A 22849-nucleotide genomic window follows, 5' to 3' on the forward strand; every position below is an offset into this window, starting at 1 on the left:
AATTTCCAAGGGTGCCTAGGGCATGCCGGATACTTGCCACTCGACGTGGCCCGCCGATGTTTTCGCAACCATTGTTACGAGTCGGTTAATTTTCTTCTCGTTCCGCGCACAACGCGCGACAAGCCTGCGGGCGCGCAGGGACATGCAGATTAGATGTTCCGCGTGTGGTTTGTTGTTTGCCAATATAGATTTGACGGAGGAAAAACAGCGTTCGCTCGTCGTTGCAATATGCTCCCGGACCGGTCGCACCGGGCGCAACTTGGATAACGGCGAGCGCTCTTGCGAACCGAATCGGTTGTCGGCATGCGTTCTCCGGTTCGGTAGCGGATTATCCAGCCAAAGCATGTCGGGCACCGCCGCAGCATCGTACCATTCAGGCGCGCGGGAAAGCCTGCCGGTAGCGTTGTTTGAGCTGTTCCATCGAAACGTGGGTGTACCGCTGGGTGGTACGCAACGAGGCGTGCCCGAGCATCTCCTGCACTTCACGCAGATCGGCGCCGCCGTCGAGCATATGGGTCGCGGCACTGTGCCGCAAGGCGTGCGGACTGATGTCCGGAACACCCGCCTTGCGAGCCTCGCGATGTACGACCTGCCGGACAATCCGCTGGTCGACCCGGCCGCCCCGGCGACCAAGGAACAACGCCTCCCCAGAAAGATCGCATGCAAGCGCGGGGCGTCCGGCTTGCAGCCACTGGTCCAGAGCACGCGCCGCCGGCGCTCCGAACGGAACGACACGCTGCTTATCCCCCTTGCCGGTGACGCGGACGGTGCGCTGGGCGAAATCGATGTCGGCAATGTCGATGCCGACAAGTTCCCCGACGCGGATGCCCGTCGCATAGAGCAGCTCCATCATCGCAGCGTCGCGGACGGCGATTGCATGGTCCGCAGGCGAACCGCCGGTCTGGTGCCGTTGACATTCCGGTTGTTGCCCACCGCGCTCCGATCGACGCTGTCCTTGCTGAGGTCCTTGCTGGTGTCCCTCTCGCGCCGCCCCTGCACTCCCCCGCGCTGTGTACGCATCCGCATCATCCATCAGGGTTTTCGCCTGTGCTTCGGTCAATACCGCCGGAAGCACGGAAGGGATTTTCGGGGTCATGAGCAGGGCAGCGGGGTCGCTGTCAATCAGCCCTTGATCCTGCGCCCAACGGAAGAAGCCACGGACCGCCACGGTCCTGCGCGCCATGCTGGAACGCGCGTATCCGCGGGCGCTTTCACTGGACATCCACGCCCGCAAATCGTCCACATTGACCCGATCGAGCGCTTCGAGGCCATCGATATTCATGGTGACGAGGCAGTCCAGCACATCGATGCGATACGCTTTCAGCGTATTGTCGCTGGCGGCGCGATTGACGCGAAGATCGTGGAGGAACTCGTCGATAACCGCTTCGATTTGGGCGCCGACGAGCTGCTCCATCTGTGACGAGGATTCCTTCTTGTCACAAGCCCGTCCGTCCGCTGCGCCACCTGACCGGCGAGCGCCCGGTTTGCGTCGTTCCCGTTCCATCTGTGTATACCTTCCGTCTGCCCGTATCTACTCGTTCACGCTCGTCCGCTTATCCTTGTTCGCCCATAATAGTTGCCATAGTACGCAGCCGCGATCTACGCCGATACGTGAACGGCCATAAGATGGGCACCACGGCATATCCGCATATCCGCATATCCGTGGTGTTGACCGCAGGCCCGATCTGCGCGGAACCCCAGCAAGCGAGGAGACCATGTTCATCGTTCCACAACCCGAACCGCACAACACCGCGGGGAACACCTACGTCCCGCCCGCGAAGCGAGAGCCGCGCGACCTGTCCGGCGCCATCGGCGGGAGCGGGGTGCCGAGGCTTCCACGCGAGATTCCATCTGGTGCCCGCATCGTCGTCCGCACGAAGGCAGGTGCGGACCCGAACACCGGCAGAATGACGTATCGGGATTTTGTCGGGCATGTGCAGCAGTGGAACGGAACCACCCTGAAGATGATCCGCGACGCCGCCGCCAACGGGTCTCGCCCCGAACAGCAGGTCAGTATCGAGGCCGATAGCATCGTGCGGCTCAAGCCGGTTCCGGAACGCCCCGGCACAGCGGCACGTCGAAAGGCATCCGACAAGGCTTAGGAACGACCGCGCGCAAATCGGGAATTCAGATGCGAATCGCGCAATCAGACGACTTCTCCCAATATCCAGCACCTGGTGTGGGCGTGCCCGGTCAACTCAACCATCGAGGCGGTCGGAACCGGGACACGAAACCGATGACGTGAAACTACAGGCAACTGGAACCAAAAACACAAAACCGGACACACACAACCACACGCCACTGAAATCGCGGGCCGTCCCGCGGATGTCGCATAATCAGGCAGGCAGATGTCACGCACGCACTAGCGCAGCGGACACCACCGCCGGGCGGCGCTCGACCACCGCGACGGCATCCGAACGCCACCACGTCACCTGCTCGCCGCGACGTGCCGATTCCAACAGTTGGTCACGCCACGTGGCGAGATTGAGCGGCATGTCCATCGTCACCGGCGTTTCCGCCTGAGTATTCGCGCGCACGCACGCCGCCTTGTAGTCGCGGAATGGTTGGCCGTGGGCGAAGAACTCTCCGATCTGCCGGTTGTCCTCGTCGTGCAACGCGTCAGCGACTGCGACAAGGCGATCGGCCATATGTCGCAACAGCGTTTCGACATTCTCGGCGTCCTCATCGACCATGGCACGGGTTCGCTGCGGATCAGTCAACGCCACACGGGTCATGTCACGCCACGATCCTGCGGCGAGGGCTGCGGCGATATTGCGGTCGGGATTGTCCGTCAGCTCATTGATCAACGCCGTGGCGACCACATGCGGCATGTGAGAGATCAGCGCCGCGGCGCGATCATGCGTGCCGTCGTCGATGACGATGCACCGATTGGCGCACCCCTCGGTGATCATGCGCGCTACCACAAGGAAACGCCGGTAATCTGTCGATTCGTCCACGGTGATCGCCCACAAGGCATGGTCGAACAGGCTTGGATCGGAAGCCTCGAAGCCGGAACGCTCGGTTCCAGTCATCGGATGGGCGCCCACATAGCAGTTCCCCAGACCCGCGGCGACGACCTGCTGCCGCACCAAGGCTTTTACACTGCCGACATCGGTCAGGGTGGTCGTCGTGCGGTCGATGACCAGGGCAAGCCGGGAGAGCATCTGTGGCATGGCTTTCAGCGGATTGCACAATACGATGAGATCGGGGCGTGCACCGGGATGCCCGGCGAGTTCCTCGAGCGAGTCCACGCATACGATGCCGTCCCGTCTGGCCTGTTCATACGGGTGCGGACGATGGTTCCACGCAATCACCCGATACCCGTTGGCCGCCAGATGGCGTGCCAGGGAGCCACCGATCAGGCCCAATCCGACAATGCCGATTGTCATGCCCGTCTTGTCTGCCATCGTATCCGTCTCCCTTCCTCGTTCTGCCGTGTGCGCCATACTTGTCGAGTCTGTCGCGTTCGTCGAGCCTGTCGCATTCGCCGTATCGGTCGCGGCGATCGCCGAGCCCGTGATGCCCTCCGCATAGCCGCATGCTAACCGCCGCCCGGAATCATCACTCACCACAGCAACTCCCTTGCGGCATCAACACTGCTATCCCACGCCTCTGGAATGGCATGGGGGTCGAAGCACACTCCCCCTTGCGGCAGCATCCATTCATTGACCGGCGGATTCGGGCGCTCCCTGCGCGGGTAGACCGCTAGGGTCTTCACCCAGTCGCCATGTTCGACAACCTCGGTCAGCACACTGCGGAAATGCGGTTGCCATGGGGCCGCATCCACGGCAGCGACGAAACTGTAAGTCCCCGCATGCCCCTTGATCGGGCGGGAGATGAAGCTGGTCATATTCAGTCCGGCGTCACGTAACACGTCCAGGAGATTCGCCAGTACGCCGGGCCCTGTGCTCAACGGGATGAACGCGATGATCGTTTCGAACTCGCTGTTGCCGTCCGCCTTGACTTGCGCCATCAGCGAGGGCACATCATCCCGGCGGGCGAGAACGAGGAACTCGGTTCGAGCGCCGTGATAATCCTGCACATGGTGTTCCAGCGTGTCCAAATGGTATAATTCGCCGCAAATCGATGGGCCGAGCGCCACTTGGCCGTCACGCACGTCCCGGCAGGCGGCCGCGTTCGACGTGGCGGGCATGAGCGTGAGATGATGCCGGGCGATAAATCGCTGGCATTGTGCCAATCCGTGTGGGTGTGCAGTCGCTTCACGGAGCGCGACGCCTCGTTTCGCGCTCCCCTGTGGCACAAACGCGTCGAACACGACATCGACGCCGACATGGGCAAAGCCGACAACGTCATCCGCGTCGATCATCATATCGAGGTTCGGGACCACATACCCTTCGACATTGTTTTCCCACGCGATGACACCCCATCCCTCGCCGTCGCGCACATGCGCCATGACCTTGGGGATGGTGCTTTCCGGCATCGGAGTGATGTTCTCCGACAGCGATGCAAGCATCCGGCTTGCACACACCGCCGCCTGATGAGTGAATGAGCCTTGCGGGCCCAGATAATACAACGGGAGCGACTGGCGCCGACTTGCAGCCTCAAATGCGCGATTACCGTCGCAAACAGTGTTGTCGGTGATGTCTTGGCTCATTGGACTTCCTTGTCTTGCGCGGTGTTGCCGGTGTCTGTGCCATCGGCGGTGCCGCTTGCAGCCGCCGCGTGTGCCGCCGGCCGGATGTCGTCATCCACGGTGATACGGAACCATCGTTTGGGCAGGAACAGCAGGATGACTTGCACCACAATCATGCCGTACAGCCATATCATGCCGACATGCTCACTCCAGAACGGTACCGCCGAGGGGTCCCCGAACCCCACCGGCGCCAATGCGCCCGAACCACGTGGAGCCACCGCAAGCCCCCACGCGACAATCGAGGACGCCGCCACATGGACTCCCAGCCCCAGCGCGCCGGCGCGTGACCGCGCGCACCACGCGGACAGCACGATAACAAGCAATGCGAGGACCAGGCCGTACGGAATATTCGCGGACGCGCCCAGCCGATGCGCAAGCGTGCCGATCATGCCGACCGCGGCGCCAGCGAGCAGCGAAATGGTCATCCGTGTCGGATACGACTGGCGATGCGACCACGGCAGGTCGCGCCCCGAAGCTGGTGAAGAAGTCATATGTCCAGTATGCCTTCCCGCCGCGAAAAACGCCCCGCTGCTTCCACACCGGCGAATCCCTCGCGCTTGTACACCGCGAAACAACATCGCGAAAACGACGACGCCGTCTGCACCCAGACCATGCCGAGTGCAGACGGCGTCAGACCGTCAATCGTCTTCGCGTGTCAAGAGCGCGATGACGGTGTCATGCCTTACTTGGCTGCCGCGTTGTTCTGGCGACGCTGCTTGGCGCGCCACTTGTACCATTCGTCGCGGCTAAGGATGATCTTGCGCACGCGGATGGCTTCCGGCGTCACCTCGACGCATTCGTCCTCGTTCGCGAAATCAAGCGATTCCTCGAGGCTCATCTTGATTGGCGGGGTGAGCGTTTCAAGCACGTCGGCGGTGGAGGAACGCATATTGGTCATATGCTTGGCCAGCGTGATGTTGACATCGAGCTCGTCAGGCTTGTTGTTGATGCCGACGACCTGACCTTCGTAGACCGGGGACTGCGGCTCGACGAAGAACTGGCCGCGGGCCTGCAGACGCTGCATGGCGTACGGGGTGGCGACACCGGCGCGATCGGAGACCATGGAGCCGTTCTGGCGGGTCACGATCTCACCTGCCCACGGGGCGTAGCCAGCGGAGATGGAGCTCGCGATGCCTGTACCGCGCGTGGCGGACAACAGTGCGGTGCGGAAGCCGATCAGACCACGGGACGGCACGGTGAATTCCAGGCGCACCCAGCCGGAACCGTGGTTGGTCATCGAATCCATACGGCCCTTGCGGTCGGCCAGCAGCTGCGTGACCGTACCCATGTACTCCTCGGGCACGTCGATGGTGGTGTTCTCCATCGGCTCGTTGATCTTGCCGTCGATCATCTTGGTGACCACCTGCGGGCGGCCGACGGTCAGCTCGTAACCTTCGCGGCGCATCTCCTCAGCGAGGACAGCCAGCGCGAGTTCGCCACGGCCCTGGACCTCCCACGCGTCAGGACGGTCAGTCGGCAGCACCTTGATGGACACGTTGCCGATGAGCTCGCGGTCGAGACGATCCTTGATCATACGGGCGGTAAGCTTGTGATCCTTGCCTTCACGGCCAGCCAGCGGGGAATCGTTGACGCCGAAAGTCATGGAGATCGCAGGATCGTCGACATGGATAAGCGGCAGCGGACGCGGGTCGTTCGGGTCGACGATGGTTTCGCCGATCATGATGTCGCTTACACCGGCGACAGCGACGATGTCGCCGGGGCCTGCGGATTCCACCGGGATGCGGTCCAGACCCTGCGTGCGCAGCAGTTCGGAGACACGGAAGTTCTCAATCGAGCCGTCCACGCGGGACAGGCCGTAGGTCTTGCCCTTCTCGAGCAAGCCGTTGTACACGCGCACGAGGCCGAGACGTCCGAGGAAGTCGGAGGAGTCGATGTTTGCGACATGGGCCTGCAGCGGTGCGCCCTCCTCGTACTGCGGGGCGGGGATGTTGGCGATAATCGATTCGAACAGCGGTTCGAGGTTGTCGTTGTCCGGCAGGGCGCCGTCGGCAGGCTGGTCGGCGGAAGCGTAGCCGACCTTCGCGGCGCAGTAGATGACCGGCAGGTCGAGCAGGGAGTCGAGATCAAGGTCGACGCCCTCCTCCATGACGTCCTGAGCCAGGCCGAGCAGCAGATCAGTGGATTCGCTGACGACTTCGGAGATGCGGGCGTCCGGGCGGTCGGTCTTGTTAATGCACAGGATGACCGGCAGCTTCGCCTCGAGCGCCTTGCGCAGCACGAAACGGGTCTGCGGCAGCGGGCCTTCGGACGCGTCGACGAGCAACACCACGCCGTCGACCATGGAAATACCGCGCTCGACCTCGCCGCCGAAATCGGCGTGGCCGGGAGTATCGATCACGTTGATGGTGATGCCGTTGGGCTCGCCGTACTTCGCGGCAAGGGGGCCGGTGTACTTGACCGCCGTGTTCTTGGCGAGGATGGTGATGCCTTTCTCGCGTTCCAAATCGTTGGAATCCATGACGCGGTCCGGGACTTCCTCACGTTCGTTGAAGACGTGGGACTGCTGGAGCATGGCGTTGACCAAGGTGGTCTTGCCGTGATCGACGTGCGCTACAATTGCCACATTACGGATATCACCGCGAACTGCCATCAATTACCTCTCTTAATTGCATGATTTGTCTACGTATCACTCTCGGATGCGGGAATCACCCACCTACCGCTTACACATAAACCGTCACAAGATTACCGGCGGACCACGACAGGTTGAATCGGCTGTCCGCGAAGCACACAGGCCGGCCACGGCGACGGGCTACAACGCGCCAAGCTGCTCCCCCGCCGCCTCGCGGACCACTTGTCCTGCGTCGGCCGGCAGGAACGGGGCCAACGACGGCAAATCGTCCAACGAATCGAGGCCCATGTATTCGAGGAACAATCCGGTCGTCTCCAGCAACGCGGCGTGTGTCTGGGGATCCGCGCCATGTTCCTGCACCAATCCGCGCACGGTCAGCGATCGGATCACGCCGTCGGAATTGACGCCTCTGATGGAAGCGATCTGGGCGCGAGTCATCGGCTGCTTGTACGCGATGATGGCGAGCGCCTCGAGCGCCGCCTGCGACAGGCGGGAAGTTTGCCCGTCAGTAACGAACGCTCCGACAACCGGTTCGAACTCGCTGCGACTGACATACTGCCATCCACGAGCGCTGCTGCGCAAAGCAAAGCCTCGCGGGGCGATGCCGTGTTCGAGATCCCCGTCGTATTCGCGTTGGAGCGATTCGAGCGTGTCGCGGACATCCTTGGGATCGCAATGCAACGCGTGCGCTAGGTCCCGCTCCTGTTGCGGCCCGTCCGCAACCATCAGCACCGCTTCAAGGCACGCGGGCAATCCGCCGGGAAAATCATCCACTTGCCAAGCCTGCTGTAGCTTGTCCGAGCCACCCGGAGCCGCCGTGCCGCTCTGAGAGGCCATCTCACGCTTCGTATTGTCTTCGATCATGACATATCCTTCTCGCCAACCAATTGAGCAGTATCCCGCCCCGGCATCCACCTGACGAACAACGGTTCGAACGGCCCAAACTGGCGGTATTGCACGGCTCCCTGCTTGAAAAACACGAGAATGGCGAAGAACCGCGCGACCACCTCAAGCGTACCGTGTGCGTCCTCGCACAGCTTGGAGAACGCCATGCCCTCTCCGGCGGGCAAGGCGCGTAGGCGATCGCGAACCAACGTGGATTGCTCCCGCAAATCAACCAACGGCACATGCAATTGATGCGTTGCAACATGTTCCAGCGGCGCGTTCGTCAATGCCGCCGCGGCGATTCCCGCAAGCTCCTGCGGGGTGAGCGTCCACACCAGTTGCGGCAGCATCGCAGCAAAGGCAGGGTCAGCGTTGCCTGGATGGGCATGACGCGCATTGTCCTCCATACGCGCCCGGAAATCGGACGCCGCCTGTTTGAACGCATGATATTGCAGCAGTCTAGCGAACAGGAGATCGCGTTCCCGCAACGCCTCCATGCTGCGTTCGTCCTGGGTGCCGTCTTCGTCATGCGGCAACAAGGCAGCGCTTTTCGCTTCGATGAGCACGGATGCCACATCGAGGAACGCACTCGCCTCATCCATATTGCGCTCAGTGTCGAGCGTGCGCACGTATGCAAGAAATTCTTCCGTGATGGCGGACAGGGACACTTCAGTCAGTTCGAGGCGTCTGTTGGCGATCATGCCCAACAGCACGTCGAACGGGCCAGCGTAGTTGTCCAGATTGACGGAGAAACCGTCCGCAGCCGGCATGTCCGCCATTGCCGTCATGGCCGGCGTACCGGTTTCATCACTTTGGACACCGTCCGACGCCTGCACCGACCCCTGCACGGATGGCGACTGCCCACTCACGGCGTAACCGCCAACGTTCAGGCGACGACTCCGCGCGCGACCATTTCGCGGGCGACTTCACGATATTCCTGTGCGGTTTTGTGGTTCGGCGCGTATATCGTAATCGGCGCGGCGGCGACTGTCGCATCGGGCAGTTTGATGGATCGGGAGATCACCGTATGGAACACCTTGTCGCCGAACGCCTCATAGATGCGCTGCAGCACTTCCTCGGAATGCAGGGTGCGTGTGTACATGGTGACCAGCACCCCGTCGATTTCAAGGGAAGGGTTGATGCGCGACTGGACTTTCTCGATGGACTGCATGAGCAGCGCCACGCCACGCAACGCGAAGAACTCAGCGGCAACCGGAATCATCACGCCGTCCGCCGCAGTCAGCGCGTTGACGGTGAGCAGGCCGAGGGACGGCTGGCAGTCGATGATGATGAGATCGTATTCATCACGTACTTTGCGCAGTACACTAGCGAGAATCTGCTCACGACCCACTTCGGTGACCAATTGGACTTCCGCCGCAGACAAATCGATATTCGCGGGCATGACGTCAAGGTTCTTGAAATCCGTATGTTGGATGATGTCGTGCGGGTCGACGGACGGGTCGAACAGGGCGGTGTACACGGTGTTGTCCACGGTGTTCGCGTTGATGCCGAGACCGACCGTAGCCGCGCCCTGCGGGTCGAAATCGACGATCAGCACACGACGACCGTACTGGCTGAGCGCGCCGGCGATATTGATGGAGCTGGTGGTCTTGCCGACGCCGCCTTTCTGATTGCACATCGCGATAACGCGCGCAGGCCCGTGCTCGTGGCGCGGCTGTGGCGCAGGAAACGTCTCATATTCTCGTCCCAGTAAATCCGTTGGCATACCGTTCACTGTACCAAGCGGCGTGTCCACGTCCGGCTGCGCCTCACCCTCGGCATCCAACTCATCATCGTCGGATGCATGAATCGATTGCGTTGCGCCAGTATTCGTGCCCATAATCGGCAATAATCCCTGACGGGTGTCGCGCATCGGGGTCATCGTGTCATCCACGCCTGCTCCTTCCCGCGTATCCGCCGCGGATACGCCTGACGTGCGACCGCGTCGCCGCACACCGAACACCATCGTATCGCCCGCCGTCCCAGCGGCTGTATTATGCCGGACGGTCATCTCGCCCGTGGATGAGCGGTCATATACGTTTCCATCAATGTTTCCGGTGCGATATGCGTGTAGATTTGCGTGGTCGTGACCGACGCATGCCCCAGCAGTTCCTGCACGGTGCGCACATCGGCGCCACCTTGGATCAAATGCGTGGCGAAGGAATGGCGCAAGGTATGTGGGTGCAACGGACGGGCCAGATGCGCCCGCTCCCCCGCAATGCGTACGGCGTCCCAAGCGCTTTGCCGCGACAGGCGCTGGCCGCGGCGGTTGAGGAACACCGCCCGCAGCTCGGGCTGCTTGGCTTTGCTCGCGAGCGCAGGCCGACCGAGGTCTCGATACCGTTCCAATGCGTCACATGCGTAGCTGCCGATCGGCACCAGCCGCTGCTTTGACCCCTTGCCGGTGAGCCTGACCAGTCGGTCATCGAAGTCAATATCAGCGAAATCCACGCCCACGGCCTCGGAAATACGAGCACCGGTAGCATACAGGAATTCGAGCAACGCCTTGTCCCGCAAGACTACGGGATCTTGACTTCCGTGCATCGCCGCGGCATCCAATAATGTCGAGACCTCGTCGATTGTCAAAACGTCCGGCAGATGTGATCCGCCTTTCGGGGCGCGCACTTTCGCGGAGGCATCGTCGCTGACAGCGCCACGAGATAATGCGAATCGGTGAAATTCGTGGATACTGGCGAGATGGCGCCGGCGGCTTGCCACGCTCTGGCCTTGCCCGGCAAGCGATTGCGCATAGGCTTGCACATCCTGCTGCCGAATTCCGTCCATCGAGCGGATGCCGTGATCTTCCATCCAGGTGATATAGCGATCGAGATCCGACCGGTAGGCATCGACGGTCGCGTCCGCGAGGCCGCGTTCCACGGCGATATGCCCGATGAACGCTGACAGCTGGTCGCGCAGCGATGACGACAGCGTCGTCGACGGATTCAATCGCTCAGCCATCGTCCCATCATCTCCCGTGCCGGTGTTGTGCCGGTGTACCTACATGTTCTGTGCTGTTGCATATGGTACAGGCACGGCAACACGACGACGGTTGTCCGTTCCTGCGTTCACCGTGCAAGTTCACCTGATCGAGCACCACGTCTCGGTTCCTGATGGGTGTCGGAGACAACGTGCTGCCAATACAACGGGCGGCTGACACTACGGGTTGCTAATACAACGCATTACTGATACAAACTGTCTGCACTGAGACCGGTCTTGGCGTAGACAGTTTGTGAAGGTGGGCGACGGCACCCGATCCGTGACAGGACACCATCGCATCCGTCTCCGTCGGACACACATGCCAACCAACGGGCAGAACATACGACAATGCCCCCGGCTCCTTAGAGGAGTCGGGGGCATTGTGAGACGTTACAACGGTCAGCGGGGTTCAGACCTCCGCATCGCCGCTATGCTCACGGATGCGCTCAGGCAGCGACCGGGGCGTTCACATCAGCCGGCAGCGCAGCCTTGGCGGCGTCGACGATGGTCTTGAACGTGTCCGGATCGGAGACGGCGAGCTCGGCGAGAGCGCGACGGTCGAGTTCGATGCCGGCGAGACGCAGACCCTGCATGAAGCGGTTGTAGGTGATGCCTTCAGCGCGGACGGCGGCGTTGATGCGCTGGATCCACAGCTTGCGGAAGTCACCCTTACGCGCCTTACGGTCACGGTAGTTGTAGGTGAAGGAGTGCAGCAGCTGCTCCTTGGCCTTACGATACAGACGGGAGCGCTGGCCGCGATAGCCGGAAGCCCTCTCGAGAACGACGCGACGCTTCTTGTGGGCGTTGACTGCGCGCTTGACACGTGCCATAGTTATTTCCTCAGCTTTCTATTCGTCTAGTAACTCAACGGGCTTCGGCTCAGCGACCGAGCAGACCGCGCATCTTCTTCGCTTGCGACGTGGCCAGCACCTCGTCAGCGGACAGGTGACGGCGCTTCTTGGCCGACTTGTGCTCGAGGTTGTGGCGCATACCGGTGCCGGCGTGCATGAGCTTGCCCGAGCCGGTGACGCGGACGCGCTTGGAAGCGGCGGAATTGGTTTTCATCTTCGGCATTGCTGCCCTCCTTGTGATTATCTATCACATCGTGTTGGATAGCGTGGGCGAATGGGCTCGGCCCATCCGACACATTCATTTGGCTTACTTGGAAGGCTTGTCTTCCTTCTGTCCGCCGGAGGCGACAGCCTCTTTGGCGGCTTGGGCCGCCTTGGCCTTCGACTCCTGCTTGGCTGCGAGGCGAGCCGCCTGGCGTGCCTGGCGCTCCGCACGCGATTCGGCGCCGCGACGGCGCTGCTCGGACTGCGTGTGCACCTTCTTGCCCTTGGGCGCAAGCGTCATGATGATGTTGCGGCCCTCCTGCTTCGGCGCAGATTCAACCGTGCCGTAATCCTGTACCTCGTCAGCGAGCTTCTCGAGAAGCTCCACGCCGCCGATCGGTCGGGACTGCTCGCGGCCACGCAACATGATGGTGACCTTGACCTTGTCGCCGCCTTCAAGGAAGCGGATGACATGGCCCTTCTTCACCTCGAAGTCGTGGGCGTCGATCTTGAGACGGAAACGGATCTCCTTGATTTCGGCAGTGCTCTGATTTCGGCGCGCTTCACGGGCCTTGATCTTCTCGTTGTACTTGTACTTGCCGTAATCAATGAGCTTGGCCACCGGAGGCTTCGCGTTCGGTGCCACCTCGACGAGATCGAGGTTCGCTTCCTTCGCCAAGTTCAGCGCAACCGTGGTCGCGATGACGCCGACCTGCTCGCCGTTCGGGCCAATCAGGCGCACTTGGGAGACGCGAATCTCGTCGTTAATGCGTGGTTCGTCGCTAATGATGACTCCAATCCTCATATTTCCTGAAGCGGATTCCCCTCAGAACCGTTCGCGGCGAGTTCATGGAAGACACTGACACAATCTCGTCATACGAACCCGTACAACCAAATCGTCATTCAACAATGCGTTGACACGCATCAAGGTCTAGCCTTGAACCCGAAACCACGACAGGCTTCCAGGTGGGGTTAACACCCGCTTTCTTGATTTCTCAAGCCGGTGCAATAGCTTAGCACATGGCCGGACCAAATGCAGCCGCGTGTCGCGACCTCGTTGCGAGCGATGTCCAGACAACGCAACTCCCCGGCGGACTCAAGTCCCGCGATCCGACCGGCCGCCATTATACTGGTCGCAGATCAGGAAGGAAGCCCCATGGAACAGGAACGCCAGCGACGCCAGCAACCGCGCGACACCGACATTGCGGCTACGACATGCGTCGTTTTCGCGGCAGGCACGTATTTCGGCGGACGTCCTTCGGTCCCGCCGAACGCATTCGTCATCGCCGCCGACGGCGGTCTCGACCACGCACATGCCCTGGGCATCCGCGCGGATGCGGTCATCGGCGACTTCGATTCCATCAGCGGGCCGGTTCCAGAACAATCGGGCACCATCCGCCTACCTGAAGAGAAAGACGATCCTGATTTGTTGTCCGCCTTGAAAGTCGGTTGGGCCAAGGGCGCCCGGACTTTCCATATATATGGTGCGCTCGGCGGGCGTGTCGATCATTCCATCGCCAATATCCAGATCCTTGCACGTCTGGCAGCCCACGGCGGCATCGGCTACCTGTTCGGCGACGGCACCGTCGTCACCGCGATATCGGACGGTTCGCTCTCCTTTTCCGCGGATGCCGCGACACGCGGCGCCGGGCACATGGTATCGGTGTTCTCGCACAGCGACCAATCGACCGACGTCACCGAACGCGGCCTCAAGTATCGTCTCGAACACGCCACTATGTTCAACGACACGGTCCAAGGCGTCAGCAACGAGTTCCTGACCGCCATCCCCGCGGTCGTCAGCGTCGGCTCCGGCACGCTGATCGTCACGTTCCCCATCGAAGCGGGACTGCCCCATGTCGAGCGTCTGCACGCATTCAGCGGCGACCTGGGCGCGTTGAGCACCGCAGTGTCCGCAGCGCTTGCGACACCGCGTCAATCGGCGTGACGATGACCACGATTGCAGGGAATTACCCGGGGGTCTTCGCGCCAAGGAAACCGTTCGCCACGGTCTGCAAGCATCTTGCGAAAACTAACGTTTGCAATGGCCGATAACGTTCAGCAACGTTGCACAGGACACTCATGGAAATCACATAACAGTTGCGCCTTCAGCATGATTGCTGCCCCGACATTCGTACACCGTGAGCATTACAGTGGGTAGCGTTGGTAAACAATGGCCGAGGCGCGTGCCCGCTTACGCCCGCGCACGCCGAAGCCTGATCCCTAAGGGAGATATACATGACAGTAAAGATTGGTATCAACGGCTTCGGCCGTATCGGTCGTCTTGCGTTCCGCCGCATCTTCGAGCTGCAGGCTCGTGGTGGTCAGGCCGGTGACATCGAGGTCGCAGCCATCAACGATCTGACGACCCCGTCCATGCTGGCTTACCTGCTGAAGTACGACAGCACCCACGGCACCTTCCGTCATGACGATGGCACCCCGGTCGAGGTCACCTCCACCGATCACTCCATCATCGTGGACGGCAAGGAATACACCGTGTACGCCGAGAAGGACGCCAACAACATCCCGTGGGTCAAGAACGACGGTGTTGAATACGTGCTCGAGTGCACCGGCTTCTACACCTCCGCCGAGAAGTCCCAGGCGCACATCAACGCTGGTGCCAAGAAGGTCCTGATCTCCGCTCCGGCCAAGGACGAGACCACCCCGACCGTTGTGTACGGCGTGAACCATAAGATCCTGAAGCCGACCGACACCATCGTGTCCGCCGGTTCCTGCACCACTAACTCCATGGCCGCCATGGTCAAGCTGCTGAACGACAAGTTCGGCATCAAGGCTGGCTTCATGACCACCATCCACGCCTACACCGGCACCCAGATGCTGCTCGACGGCCCGCGCTTCCCGAAGGCCCGCAACAACCGCGCCGCTGCGATCAACACGATTCCGCATTCCACCGGCGCCGCGAAGGCCATCGGCAAGGTCGTCCCGGAGGTCAACGGCAAGCTCCAAGGCCATGCCCAGCGCATCCAGGTCCCGGATGGCTCCGTCACCGAGCTGACCACCGTTCTCGAGAAGGCCGCAACCGTTGACGAGATCAACGAAGCCTTCAAGGAAGCCTTCTCCGACACCGATTACTACGGCTACAATGCCGACGGCATCGTGTCCTCCGACATCATCGGCGACACCCACGGTGGCGTGTTCGATCCGACGCAGACCGACGTCAACACCGTTGACGGCCTGACGCTGGCTCGTACCGTCTCCTGGTACGACAACGAGTACGGCTTCACCTCCAACATGATCCGTACCCTGCTGTACTTCGCTGAGCTCAACAAGTGAGCTTAGCTTAGCGTTCCAGCGCTGAACAACCCCTCGGAAGCGATTCCGAGGGGTTTTTCTTATGCCGCCCGTCAACCGGTGGTGCAAGCATGTGGGGCATGGGCAAGAAGAAACACAACGACAAAGGCATGGGCTCGACTCCGGCAACCCTGCAACTGGAACGCGCCGGCGTGGAGTTCAAACTGTATGAATACGACCACTCGAACGACCACATGGATGAGGGGTATGGCGTCGAGGCGGCGGAAAAACTCGGTCTCAACCCCAAGCAGGTGTTCAAAACCCTGATGGCGGATACCGGCAAGGAGCGCGTAATCGGTGTCGTCCCGGTCAGCGGCCATATGGATTTGAAGGCCCTGGCGGCAGCGGTCGGTGCGAAGAAAGCAGCGATGGCCGACCCGAAAGTCGCGATGCGTGAAAGCGGCTATGTGGTCGGCGGCATCTCCCCGCTCGGCCAGCGCACCCGGCATAAAACCGTGCTGGATGACAGCGCCCTGCAATTCGATGAAATCCTTGTGTCCGGTGGCAAGCGCGGCCTGAGCGTCGGCGTCAATCCGCACGATCTGGTCGCTGTGCTCAACGCGACGACCGCGCCGATCGGCACGTGGTGACGGCTACGCCGACGCACCCCGCCGCGGCCTAGCGCGCGGCTATGCTCCCCATACGTTTGTGCTTTCCTCGCGCTTGCGCTTCCCTATCGCTTGCGCAATGCTGCGGGGAGTACAAAATGCATGTTCTCCTTGACAGTCTCGACATAGGAGACATCGGTGAATCCAAGCGGCCGAAGCGTCTCGACCACGCCGTCGACCAGCGAATCAGGCACCGAGGCGCCCGAGGAAACACCGACCGTGTCAACGCCCTCGAACCAAGCCGGATCCATTTCCGCGGCATCATCGACGCGGTGAGCGCGCCCCCGCTCCCCCAGCGCTTCCTGGGCGACTTCCATCAGCCGCACTGAATTCGACGAGTTCGCCGACCCGACGATGACCACGCATTGTGCCCGTTCGGCAACCGTTTTCACCGCGGTCTGCCGGTTCTGCGTTGCATAGCAGATGTCTGAGCTCGGCGGCTCCTCAATCCAATCAAAGCGCTGCTTGAGCGCCGCCACCACGCCGGCGGTCTCATCGACGCTCAACGTGGTCTGAGTGAGCAGCACCAGCTTCTGCCCTGGCCGGAAATCGAGATCAGCGACATCATCCTCATGTTCGATCAGATGGACATGCTCCGGCGACTCCCCCACCACGCCGACGGCCTCATCATGCCCGCGATGCCCGATATACACGATCTCATAGCCCTCACGGACGAACCGCAGCACCTCACGATGGACTTTGCTCACCAACGGGCAGGTCGCGTCGACGATGAACATGCCGCGCCGCTTGGCTTCCGCCTGCACTTGCGGCGACACGCCATGCGCGGAGAACACCACCGGCACACCCGCGGCGACCGCATCATCGGGGATTTCGGACAGTTCCTCGACAAACACCGCGCCTTGGGCAGCGAGATCGTCGACCACATGGCGATTGTGCACAATCTGGCGGCGCACATACACCGGCGGCAGGCCGCTGTGCGGGTGCGCGGTTTTCACGATGGTCTGCACGGTGGCGATTGCACGGTCCACGCCGGCGCAGAATCCCCTCGGATCAGCCAGAATAATATGCTTGCCGTCGCCGCTCATACCGCTTGTCGCTCCCATCTGTGTCTCAACGCGTTTGCGCACCCCGTTCGAGGCACCATTCATCGTAATGCCTGCCACCATCGCCAACACGGTTTCGGCGAGCCTCACGCAGTTCGTGCACAACACGCCGCACATGCCCGCATCATGTGCCGTGCAAAACCACCGCATACGTACCTAGGCGCACATCGCGATAGCATGGAATCCAGCGACCCGCGCCGAAGCGGTGGCATCCGTAGCGGCGCATATGTTTAGCGGACAGGAGTCAGGGCATGTTCCCACCAAGGACAGGACAGCAGTATCATCTCGTATTCGGCAGGTATGAGGCGACCGTCACCGAGCAAGGCGCGGCATTGCGCAGCCTCACTCTCGACGGCAAGGACATCATCGTGCCGTTCGATGAAGACGATATTCCTAATTGCTGCCGCGGACAGCTGCTCATCCCCTTCCCCAACCGTATCGAAGACGGCGAATACGAGTTCGAAGGAACACAGTATGTGCTGCCGATCGACGAACATGAACGCCATAACGCGATTCACGGGTACGGCTACCGCGCGTATTGGACGCGGCTTGCGCGCACGGACAACAGTGTCAGTCTGCAATGGCGTGCGCCCGCACTGGAAGGCTACCCGTTCGACGTGGTCGTCACCGCGGATTGCCGACTAGACGAACACGGCCTGTCCCTGACGCTCAGCGCGCTGAACAACGGCTCGACCGACGCACCGTGGGCCGCTGCGATGCACCCTTGGCTGGCCAACGGACGGTACAGCACCGGAGACGCAATCGAGCAGGACAATGCCGAATGCCATCTGCGCGTGCAGGCAGACACGCACGTCGTTGCCGATGACAGGCTCCTGCCGCGAGGAACGGAACCCGTGGACGGCACCATCTACGATCTGCGCGACAACCCGACCTTGGAAGGGCGGCCTTTCGACGACGCCTGGACCGACCTGCATCATGATGAAGATGGCAATGCATCCGCCGTGTTCACTCGCCCGGACGGCATGACCATCACCGTCAGCGGCGGCCCGACCATCACGTCGTTCCAAGTGTGCACAGGAACCGGCTTCCCCGAGGAAATCCGCCCGCAAGGTGTCGCCGTAGAACCCCAGACCGCATACGCGAACGCCTTCCGCAGCGGCAAGGATCTCATCGTCATCAAGCCGGGCGATACAAGTGTCACGAGCATCCGCATCTCTGCGGAACAACGCTGAATCCTGGTCGGACAACGCTGAAGCGGCCCGTCGATTTGTAAACGTCCCGCCGATGTGCGATAATCCCGTAGGCTTACCAATCTTTAGCAAAGGAGTCCATTATGGGTATGCGTGGACGCAAGCGCAAGGCACGTCGCAAAAAAGCCGCTAATCACGGCAAAAGGCCAAATGCCTGAGTTGCGCTGACGGATGTCGCGACACGCCGGTCTACGGTGGCGGCATCCGCGACATCGCATTGCAGCACAAGCTGCATGAACCCTGTGGGTGAAGACATGAATATCGCCCGCAGGGTTTTTCTTTGCCGCAAATCGTTGGGGTTCGTAATTATCGGGTGTCCGTGACGAACAGGGGTATTGCGGGAAGTGTGTCTGGTGGCGGCATGCAGAAGCCAATCAAAGGTTCTGGTCGTCGTGTTTCGCGCACATTCTGCATGCCATGGCATACATGACTTGTCGAACCCCACCGGGACGCAGCGCGTCGGGCCCGTATTCGGCGGGTTGCGTATGCCGGGACATACACGGTCCGGTGTAATGACTCCCAGACAGGGCAGGACGACTTCCATCCGACACGAAACGTATGCCGAAACATACGCAACCCAACATTTCAGCAACGGGTATCAGCCGACAACCCAGTCAACACGGCGAATTTCCGCGCGACGGTGGTTCAATGCGCGTCGGGGTATGTGGGGAAGGTCCAGCCTTCGGGGACAGACAAATCGGTGACCGTCACAATCTCCGTGCCAGGCACCCGCACACGGCGTACCACCACCGTGCCGCCAGTCGGGCGCGGGGCATTAGCGTGGCGTACGACGTCATCGGGCTGCAGATCTGTGACATGCCCATCAACGCCGTCGGCGACATGGAGGTCACAGGCGTCGCGAACATCACGCGCATCACGGACATCCTCATGTCCGCATTCCTCTTCACGGCAGCAAGCATCCAAGGTACGATGCAACCGCTCGATCAGACATTCCGGCGCCGCCTGCGGACGCAGATAGGAACGCATCATCGCGATGAGCGCCCTCTCCTGCGCATCGCAACAGGATTCGGGATCGAAACACTCATGCCCGCCGTCACGCGCGGCTTCAACGCCTTCGGGATCGCCGTCCTCGCCCGAGAACGAACCAATCTGCGCGATATGCACATCAGTGCGCGTCACGCCTTCGCGGGTATGGCGGGTGATGGAGATATGGCTATGATGCTCATACTGATTCATGCCGACTCCTTCCTGCGATGCCCGCGGCATGCTGGCTTACATGTGTCGCTATTCATTATGGCCCGCCGTGACTGACTTGGTATGGCCGCGACGCGGTGAATTCGCGACCGGCGAAGAGGAATCAGCTTCGCTTGCACGAGTGCGCCTGACACCATATCCGCGTTCTTTCGCATACGTGGCGAGTTCCTGCTTGAGTTGGGTACGCGCACGGTTGAGCCGGCTCATCACCGTACCGATTTTCACACCTTGCTCGTCCGCCACCTGTTGGTAGGACTTGCCGTCGATCGCAGCGTCGATGAACACCTGCCGACGTTCAGGGCTGAGTTTGTTGAGCGCCGCCATAATCTCTTCGGGCGCATACGTATCGAGATACTGCTGTTCAGCCGATTCCAGGCCTTGCGAAGCGTGTTCGGAGGCGGAGTAGATATCCCAGTCATCGTATTCCCCAGTCGAATCGTTCGCGCGCTGCGGGCGCCGCTTCGCTTTGGCGTACTGGTTGAAATACGAGTTGCGCTCGATTGTAGTCATCCACGCTTCGAAATTGCTGCCCGGTTTGAAGCTGTCAAACGCCTTGAATCCCCGTTCGAAGGTGTCCTGGACCAGATCCTGCGCGTCATCGGGATTATTGGTCAGTTTCATTGCCTGACGGTACAACGTGTTCACCGCGGGCATGGCGAGCTTTTCGAAGCGCTTGCGCTTCTCTTCTGTTGATTCGTTCAGCTCGTTGCTCACCCCACTATTCTATGACGCGCCGCACTCGGCGTTTCGTATTCGGCGACAACGGCGAGCCGCAGTAGCGTCCTGCCGGTGATTGTCTGTTTCGCATCGCACAATGTTCCCTATGACCATGACTTATGACGCACTGATTGCGGCGTTGGAGGAAGCGCCACAACAAAGCGATGACACGCAGCTTGGCTCTTCGTGGCTGCTTGGCTTCGACACCGAAACCACGGGTGTTGCGGCGGGGCGTGACGCCATCGTGTCCGCCACCCTCGTATTGCGCGATCCGCAGCGCGGCCATGAAGGCGACGCCGAGGCCGAGTGGGTAATCAACCCGCATCGGCGGATGAATCCGAGGGCGAGCGCCGTCAACGGCTTCACCGACGACTATCTCGCCGAACACGGCATGGAGCCGACGGATGCAATCGACCAGATTGCGCGGGCTATCGCAGCGGCGCAGGATAAAAACATCCCGCTACTGGCCTATAACGCCCCCTTTGACGTCCATATGCTCGAAGGCGACCTGAATCGCTGGAAGCTGCCCCAAGTCAGCGAGCGCCAAAATCCCGCGGAACCGTCCAACGGCATGCTGGTGGTCGACCCGCTGGTCATCGACCGCGCGGTATCCAAGCGCCACGGCAAGCGCACCCTGACCTTGACCACAGAATATTACGGTGTCGTCCCCACCGGCGATTTCCACAACGCCACGGCGGACACGGTCGCCGCGGTGGACCTCATCAAGCCGATGAGCACTTTGTATCCTCAGGTCGGGCATCTGACCTTGGGTGAGCTGATGGATTGGCAGCGGCAAGCGCATGATGCTTGGCAGACATCGTTCAATCAGTGGCTGGAAAGCCGCGGCCGTACCCCGCTGCACGACCAGTGGCTGTGACCGCATCGGCAGATATCAGGCGAAAATCAGGCGGCGCCGCCGGACTCCCGGCACGCGCCTGCACGGAACCGACACAGCGCACCGTCTACAATGAGGGCGGGCAGACGGGGAACGACAAGAAAGGTTCGCTCATGGCTTTGACTCTGGCTTCGGCCGCACAGCTGCTACAACAGCATCATCTGCTGCACGAAATCGTCCGGGCTGACCGCTGGACGCTGGACGCCGGCGAATTCGAGGGTTCGGACACCCCGTTCTCTTCGGTCACCTATGACACGCGCAAGGTGGAAGACGGTACGCTGCTGTTCTGCAAGGGCGCCTTCCGCCCGGAATATCTTGACGGGATCGATGCGCGCGGGCTGTCGGCATACGTGTCCGAAACCGAGTTTCACGAACGCACCGCAGCCCCGGGACTGATTGTATCCGACGTGCGCAAGGCGATGAGCCTGCTATCCGCGGAATTCTACGGTCGTCCGCAGGAGAAGCTGACCGTGGTCGGCATCACCGGTACCAAAGGCAAGACCACGACCGCCTACTTCACCCACGCCGTGCTCAGCGCCCTCAGCGGCGGCAAGGCGGCGCTGTTCTCGTCGGTCGACAATTGCGTGGACGGCCGCACGTACGTGGAATCCGATCTGACCACGCCGGAATCTCTCGATGCCTTCCGCATGATGGGCGAGGCCGTGAACCATGGCATGCGGTATCTGGTCATGGAGGTCTCTTCGCAGGCGTACAAGGTCAATCGCGTGTACGGCCTGACCTTCGACGTGGGCGTGTTCCTGAACATCTCCCCCGACCATATCAGCCCTATCGAGCACCCGACATTCGAGGACTACCTGTGGTGCAAGCGGCAGATCGTCGACAACTGCCGCACGCTCGTGCTCGGTGCCGACGCGGATCATGCCGATCTGATCAGGCAGCAGGCGCAGCGCGACCGGCGGAGCATCGTCACCTTCGCGCTGCATGACGAGGCGAAACTCACCACGCCCGCCGACGTTGTGGCAAGTCCCGCGGACCCCGCCCATACGCAGTACCGGATCGAGGCCGATGGCGTCGATTTCGGCTTGTTCTCGCTCGCAATTGACGGTGATTTCAACTATGCGAACGCCGCCGCGGCGCTGGCGATCGTCCACGCGTTGGGGCTTGACGCGTCGCCGGAAGCCCTGCACGCGATGGAACACGTGAAGATTGCCGGACGCATGGAACGCTTCGAAGACCCGTCCACAAATACCGTCGCCATCGTCGACTACGCGCATAACGGGATTTCCATGAGAGCGTTGCTCGATTATGTCAACGAACGCTTCGGCACGCGTCACCCATATATCACCCTGATTACCGGTTCCGCAGGCGACAAGGCGTACGACCGCCGCAAGGAAATCGTTGAAGCGGCCCAGCATCGGATCGGCCGGTTCATTTTCACCGAGGAAGACACCAATACGGAGCCCACGGAGGATATCTGCAAGCAGATGGCGGGCTACGTCACCGACCCACAGGTCGAGTCCGGCATCATCCTCGACCGCGCGCAGGCCATCGAAAACGCCGCGGCAGTCGCGAAAAGTCACCCGGAGCGTCTCGACGTCATCCTTGCCATCGGCAAGGGCAACGAACGCTGGATCAAGCGACTGAACCGGCATACACCGTATGAGGGCGATGACGCGATTTTTGCACGCTTGCTGGGTTGACGCGGCATA

General features: G+C 61.3%; 22 protein-coding genes and 1 pseudogene. 8 read left to right on the forward strand and 15 right to left on the reverse strand.

Annotated features, from left to right (window positions below; translation table 11 throughout):
* Positions 1-373: 373 nt before the first annotated feature.
* A complete protein-coding gene (locus tag ACTQYB_RS00460) occupies positions 374-1414 on the reverse strand; it encodes a tyrosine recombinase XerC (protein WP_404440105.1) in 1041 nt (346 codons plus the stop codon).
* A gap of 409 nt (positions 1415-1823) precedes the next feature.
* On the opposite strand from ACTQYB_RS00460, the gene ACTQYB_RS00465 reads away from it, so the two are divergent.
* Positions 1824-2102, forward strand: a complete 279-nt coding sequence (locus ACTQYB_RS00465) for a DUF6725 family protein (RefSeq protein WP_029576521.1) — start codon at positions 1824-1826, stop codon at positions 2100-2102.
* Positions 2103-2351: 249 nt separating this feature from the next.
* Here ACTQYB_RS00465 and ACTQYB_RS00470 read toward each other — a convergent pair whose 3' ends face one another.
* From ACTQYB_RS00470 to infC, 11 genes are all read right to left on the reverse strand, one after another.
* Positions 2352-3446 (reverse strand): prephenate dehydrogenase, encoded by a 1095-nt coding sequence (locus ACTQYB_RS00470; protein ID WP_441481712.1) that lies wholly within the window; start codon positions 3444-3446, stop codon positions 2352-2354.
* Positions 3447-3565: 119 nt separating this feature from the next.
* On the reverse strand, positions 3566-4615 hold the full coding sequence (locus ACTQYB_RS00475; protein WP_152570312.1) for a prephenate dehydratase: 1050 nt from the start codon (positions 4613-4615) through the stop codon (positions 3566-3568).
* The gene (locus ACTQYB_RS00480; RefSeq protein ID WP_441481643.1) at positions 4612-5145 is read right to left on the reverse strand and encodes an alcohol dehydrogenase; all 534 of its coding nucleotides are present in this window, start codon (positions 5143-5145) and stop codon (positions 4612-4614) included. The genes ACTQYB_RS00475 and ACTQYB_RS00480 overlap by 4 nt, the downstream gene beginning before the upstream one ends.
* A 191-nt stretch (positions 5146-5336) precedes the next feature.
* The gene (typA, locus tag ACTQYB_RS00485; protein ID WP_033505208.1) at positions 5337-7265 is read right to left on the reverse strand and encodes a translational GTPase TypA; all 1929 of its coding nucleotides are present in this window, start codon (positions 7263-7265) and stop codon (positions 5337-5339) included.
* 159 nt (positions 7266-7424) lie between these two features.
* Positions 7425-8081: an SMC-Scp complex subunit ScpB gene (gene scpB / locus ACTQYB_RS00490; protein ID WP_321046820.1), complete on the reverse strand. Its 657-nt coding sequence runs from the start codon at positions 8079-8081 to the stop codon at positions 7425-7427.
* Between the two features lie 23 nt (positions 8082-8104).
* Positions 8105-8917 carry a segregation and condensation protein A gene (locus ACTQYB_RS00495; RefSeq protein ID WP_441481711.1) on the reverse strand — a complete coding sequence of 271 codons (813 nt, stop codon included), beginning with the start codon at positions 8915-8917 and terminating at the stop codon, positions 8105-8107.
* A gap of 98 nt (positions 8918-9015) precedes the next feature.
* Entirely contained in the window at positions 9016-9855 is an 840-nt protein-coding gene (locus ACTQYB_RS00500) for a ParA family protein (RefSeq protein ID WP_029576527.1), read from the reverse strand.
* Positions 9856-10136: 281 nt separating this feature from the next.
* Positions 10137-11087, reverse strand: a complete 951-nt coding sequence (xerD, locus tag ACTQYB_RS00505) for a site-specific tyrosine recombinase XerD (RefSeq protein WP_441481642.1) — start codon at positions 11085-11087, stop codon at positions 10137-10139.
* Positions 11088-11551: 464 nt separating this feature from the next.
* Positions 11552-11935, reverse strand: coding sequence for a 50S ribosomal protein L20 (rplT, locus tag ACTQYB_RS00510; RefSeq protein WP_033492307.1), 384 nt, complete (start codon positions 11933-11935; stop codon positions 11552-11554).
* A gap of 49 nt (positions 11936-11984) precedes the next feature.
* Positions 11985-12179, reverse strand: a complete 195-nt coding sequence (gene rpmI / locus ACTQYB_RS00515) for a 50S ribosomal protein L35 (protein WP_015450200.1) — start codon at positions 12177-12179, stop codon at positions 11985-11987.
* A gap of 84 nt (positions 12180-12263) precedes the next feature.
* Entirely contained in the window at positions 12264-12965 is a 702-nt protein-coding gene (infC, locus tag ACTQYB_RS00520; protein WP_033505203.1) for a translation initiation factor IF-3, read from the reverse strand.
* 351 nt (positions 12966-13316) lie between these two features.
* On the opposite strand from infC, the gene ACTQYB_RS00525 reads away from it, so the two are divergent.
* The 3 genes from ACTQYB_RS00525 to ybaK all read left to right on the forward strand — a co-directional run bounded on the left by ACTQYB_RS00525 (position 13317) and on the right by ybaK (position 16059).
* Positions 13317-14105: a thiamine diphosphokinase gene (locus ACTQYB_RS00525; protein WP_441481641.1), complete on the forward strand. Its 789-nt coding sequence runs from the start codon at positions 13317-13319 to the stop codon at positions 14103-14105.
* A 290-nt stretch (positions 14106-14395) separates the two neighbouring features.
* Positions 14396-15451, forward strand: coding sequence for a type I glyceraldehyde-3-phosphate dehydrogenase (gene gap, locus ACTQYB_RS00530; RefSeq protein ID WP_029576532.1), 1056 nt, complete (start codon positions 14396-14398; stop codon positions 15449-15451).
* Positions 15452-15549: 98 nt separating this feature from the next.
* Positions 15550-16059, forward strand: coding sequence for a Cys-tRNA(Pro) deacylase (gene ybaK, locus ACTQYB_RS00535; RefSeq protein WP_033492368.1), 510 nt, complete (start codon positions 15550-15552; stop codon positions 16057-16059).
* Positions 16060-16142: 83 nt separating this feature from the next.
* Here the strand turns inward: ybaK and ACTQYB_RS00540 are convergent, their stop codons facing one another.
* On the reverse strand, positions 16143-17123 hold the full coding sequence (locus tag ACTQYB_RS00540; RefSeq protein ID WP_441481710.1) for a 4-hydroxy-3-methylbut-2-enyl diphosphate reductase: 981 nt from the start codon (positions 17121-17123) through the stop codon (positions 16143-16145).
* A gap of 269 nt (positions 17124-17392) precedes the next feature.
* On the opposite strand from ACTQYB_RS00540, the gene ACTQYB_RS00545 reads away from it, so the two are divergent.
* Positions 17393-18334, forward strand: a complete 942-nt coding sequence (locus tag ACTQYB_RS00545; RefSeq protein ID WP_441481640.1) for an aldose 1-epimerase family protein — start codon at positions 17393-17395, stop codon at positions 18332-18334.
* A gap of 101 nt (positions 18335-18435) precedes the next feature.
* Positions 18436-18510: a 50S ribosomal protein bL37 gene (locus ACTQYB_RS00550; protein WP_369803150.1), complete on the forward strand. Its 75-nt coding sequence runs from the start codon at positions 18436-18438 to the stop codon at positions 18508-18510.
* 739 nt (positions 18511-19249) lie between these two features.
* Here the strand turns inward: ACTQYB_RS00550 and ACTQYB_RS00555 are convergent.
* Both ACTQYB_RS00555 and ACTQYB_RS00560 read right to left on the reverse strand, forming a co-directional pair.
* A pseudogene (locus ACTQYB_RS00555) lies at positions 19250-19549 on the reverse strand (hypothetical protein); the annotation flags it as partial.
* 48 nt (positions 19550-19597) lie between these two features.
* On the reverse strand, positions 19598-20221 hold the full coding sequence (locus tag ACTQYB_RS00560; RefSeq protein ID WP_239646884.1) for a sigma-70 family RNA polymerase sigma factor: 624 nt from the start codon (positions 20219-20221) through the stop codon (positions 19598-19600).
* A gap of 169 nt (positions 20222-20390) precedes the next feature.
* Here ACTQYB_RS00560 and ACTQYB_RS00565 point away from each other — a divergent pair, with 169 nt between their 5' ends.
* Both ACTQYB_RS00565 and ACTQYB_RS00570 read left to right on the forward strand, forming a co-directional pair.
* Positions 20391-21161: an exonuclease domain-containing protein gene (locus tag ACTQYB_RS00565; RefSeq protein WP_033492295.1), complete on the forward strand. Its 771-nt coding sequence runs from the start codon at positions 20391-20393 to the stop codon at positions 21159-21161.
* Between the two features lie 131 nt (positions 21162-21292).
* On the forward strand, positions 21293-22840 hold the full coding sequence (locus tag ACTQYB_RS00570) for a UDP-N-acetylmuramoyl-L-alanyl-D-glutamate--2,6-diaminopimelate ligase (RefSeq protein ID WP_441481639.1): 1548 nt from the start codon (positions 21293-21295) through the stop codon (positions 22838-22840).
* Positions 22841-22849: the final 9 nt, after the last annotated feature.

This window comes from Bifidobacterium sp. LCP19S3_E9 (genome assembly GCF_052121135.1).
In the GTDB taxonomy this organism is placed as follows: domain Bacteria; phylum Actinomycetota; class Actinomycetes; order Actinomycetales; family Bifidobacteriaceae; genus Bifidobacterium; species Bifidobacterium thermacidophilum.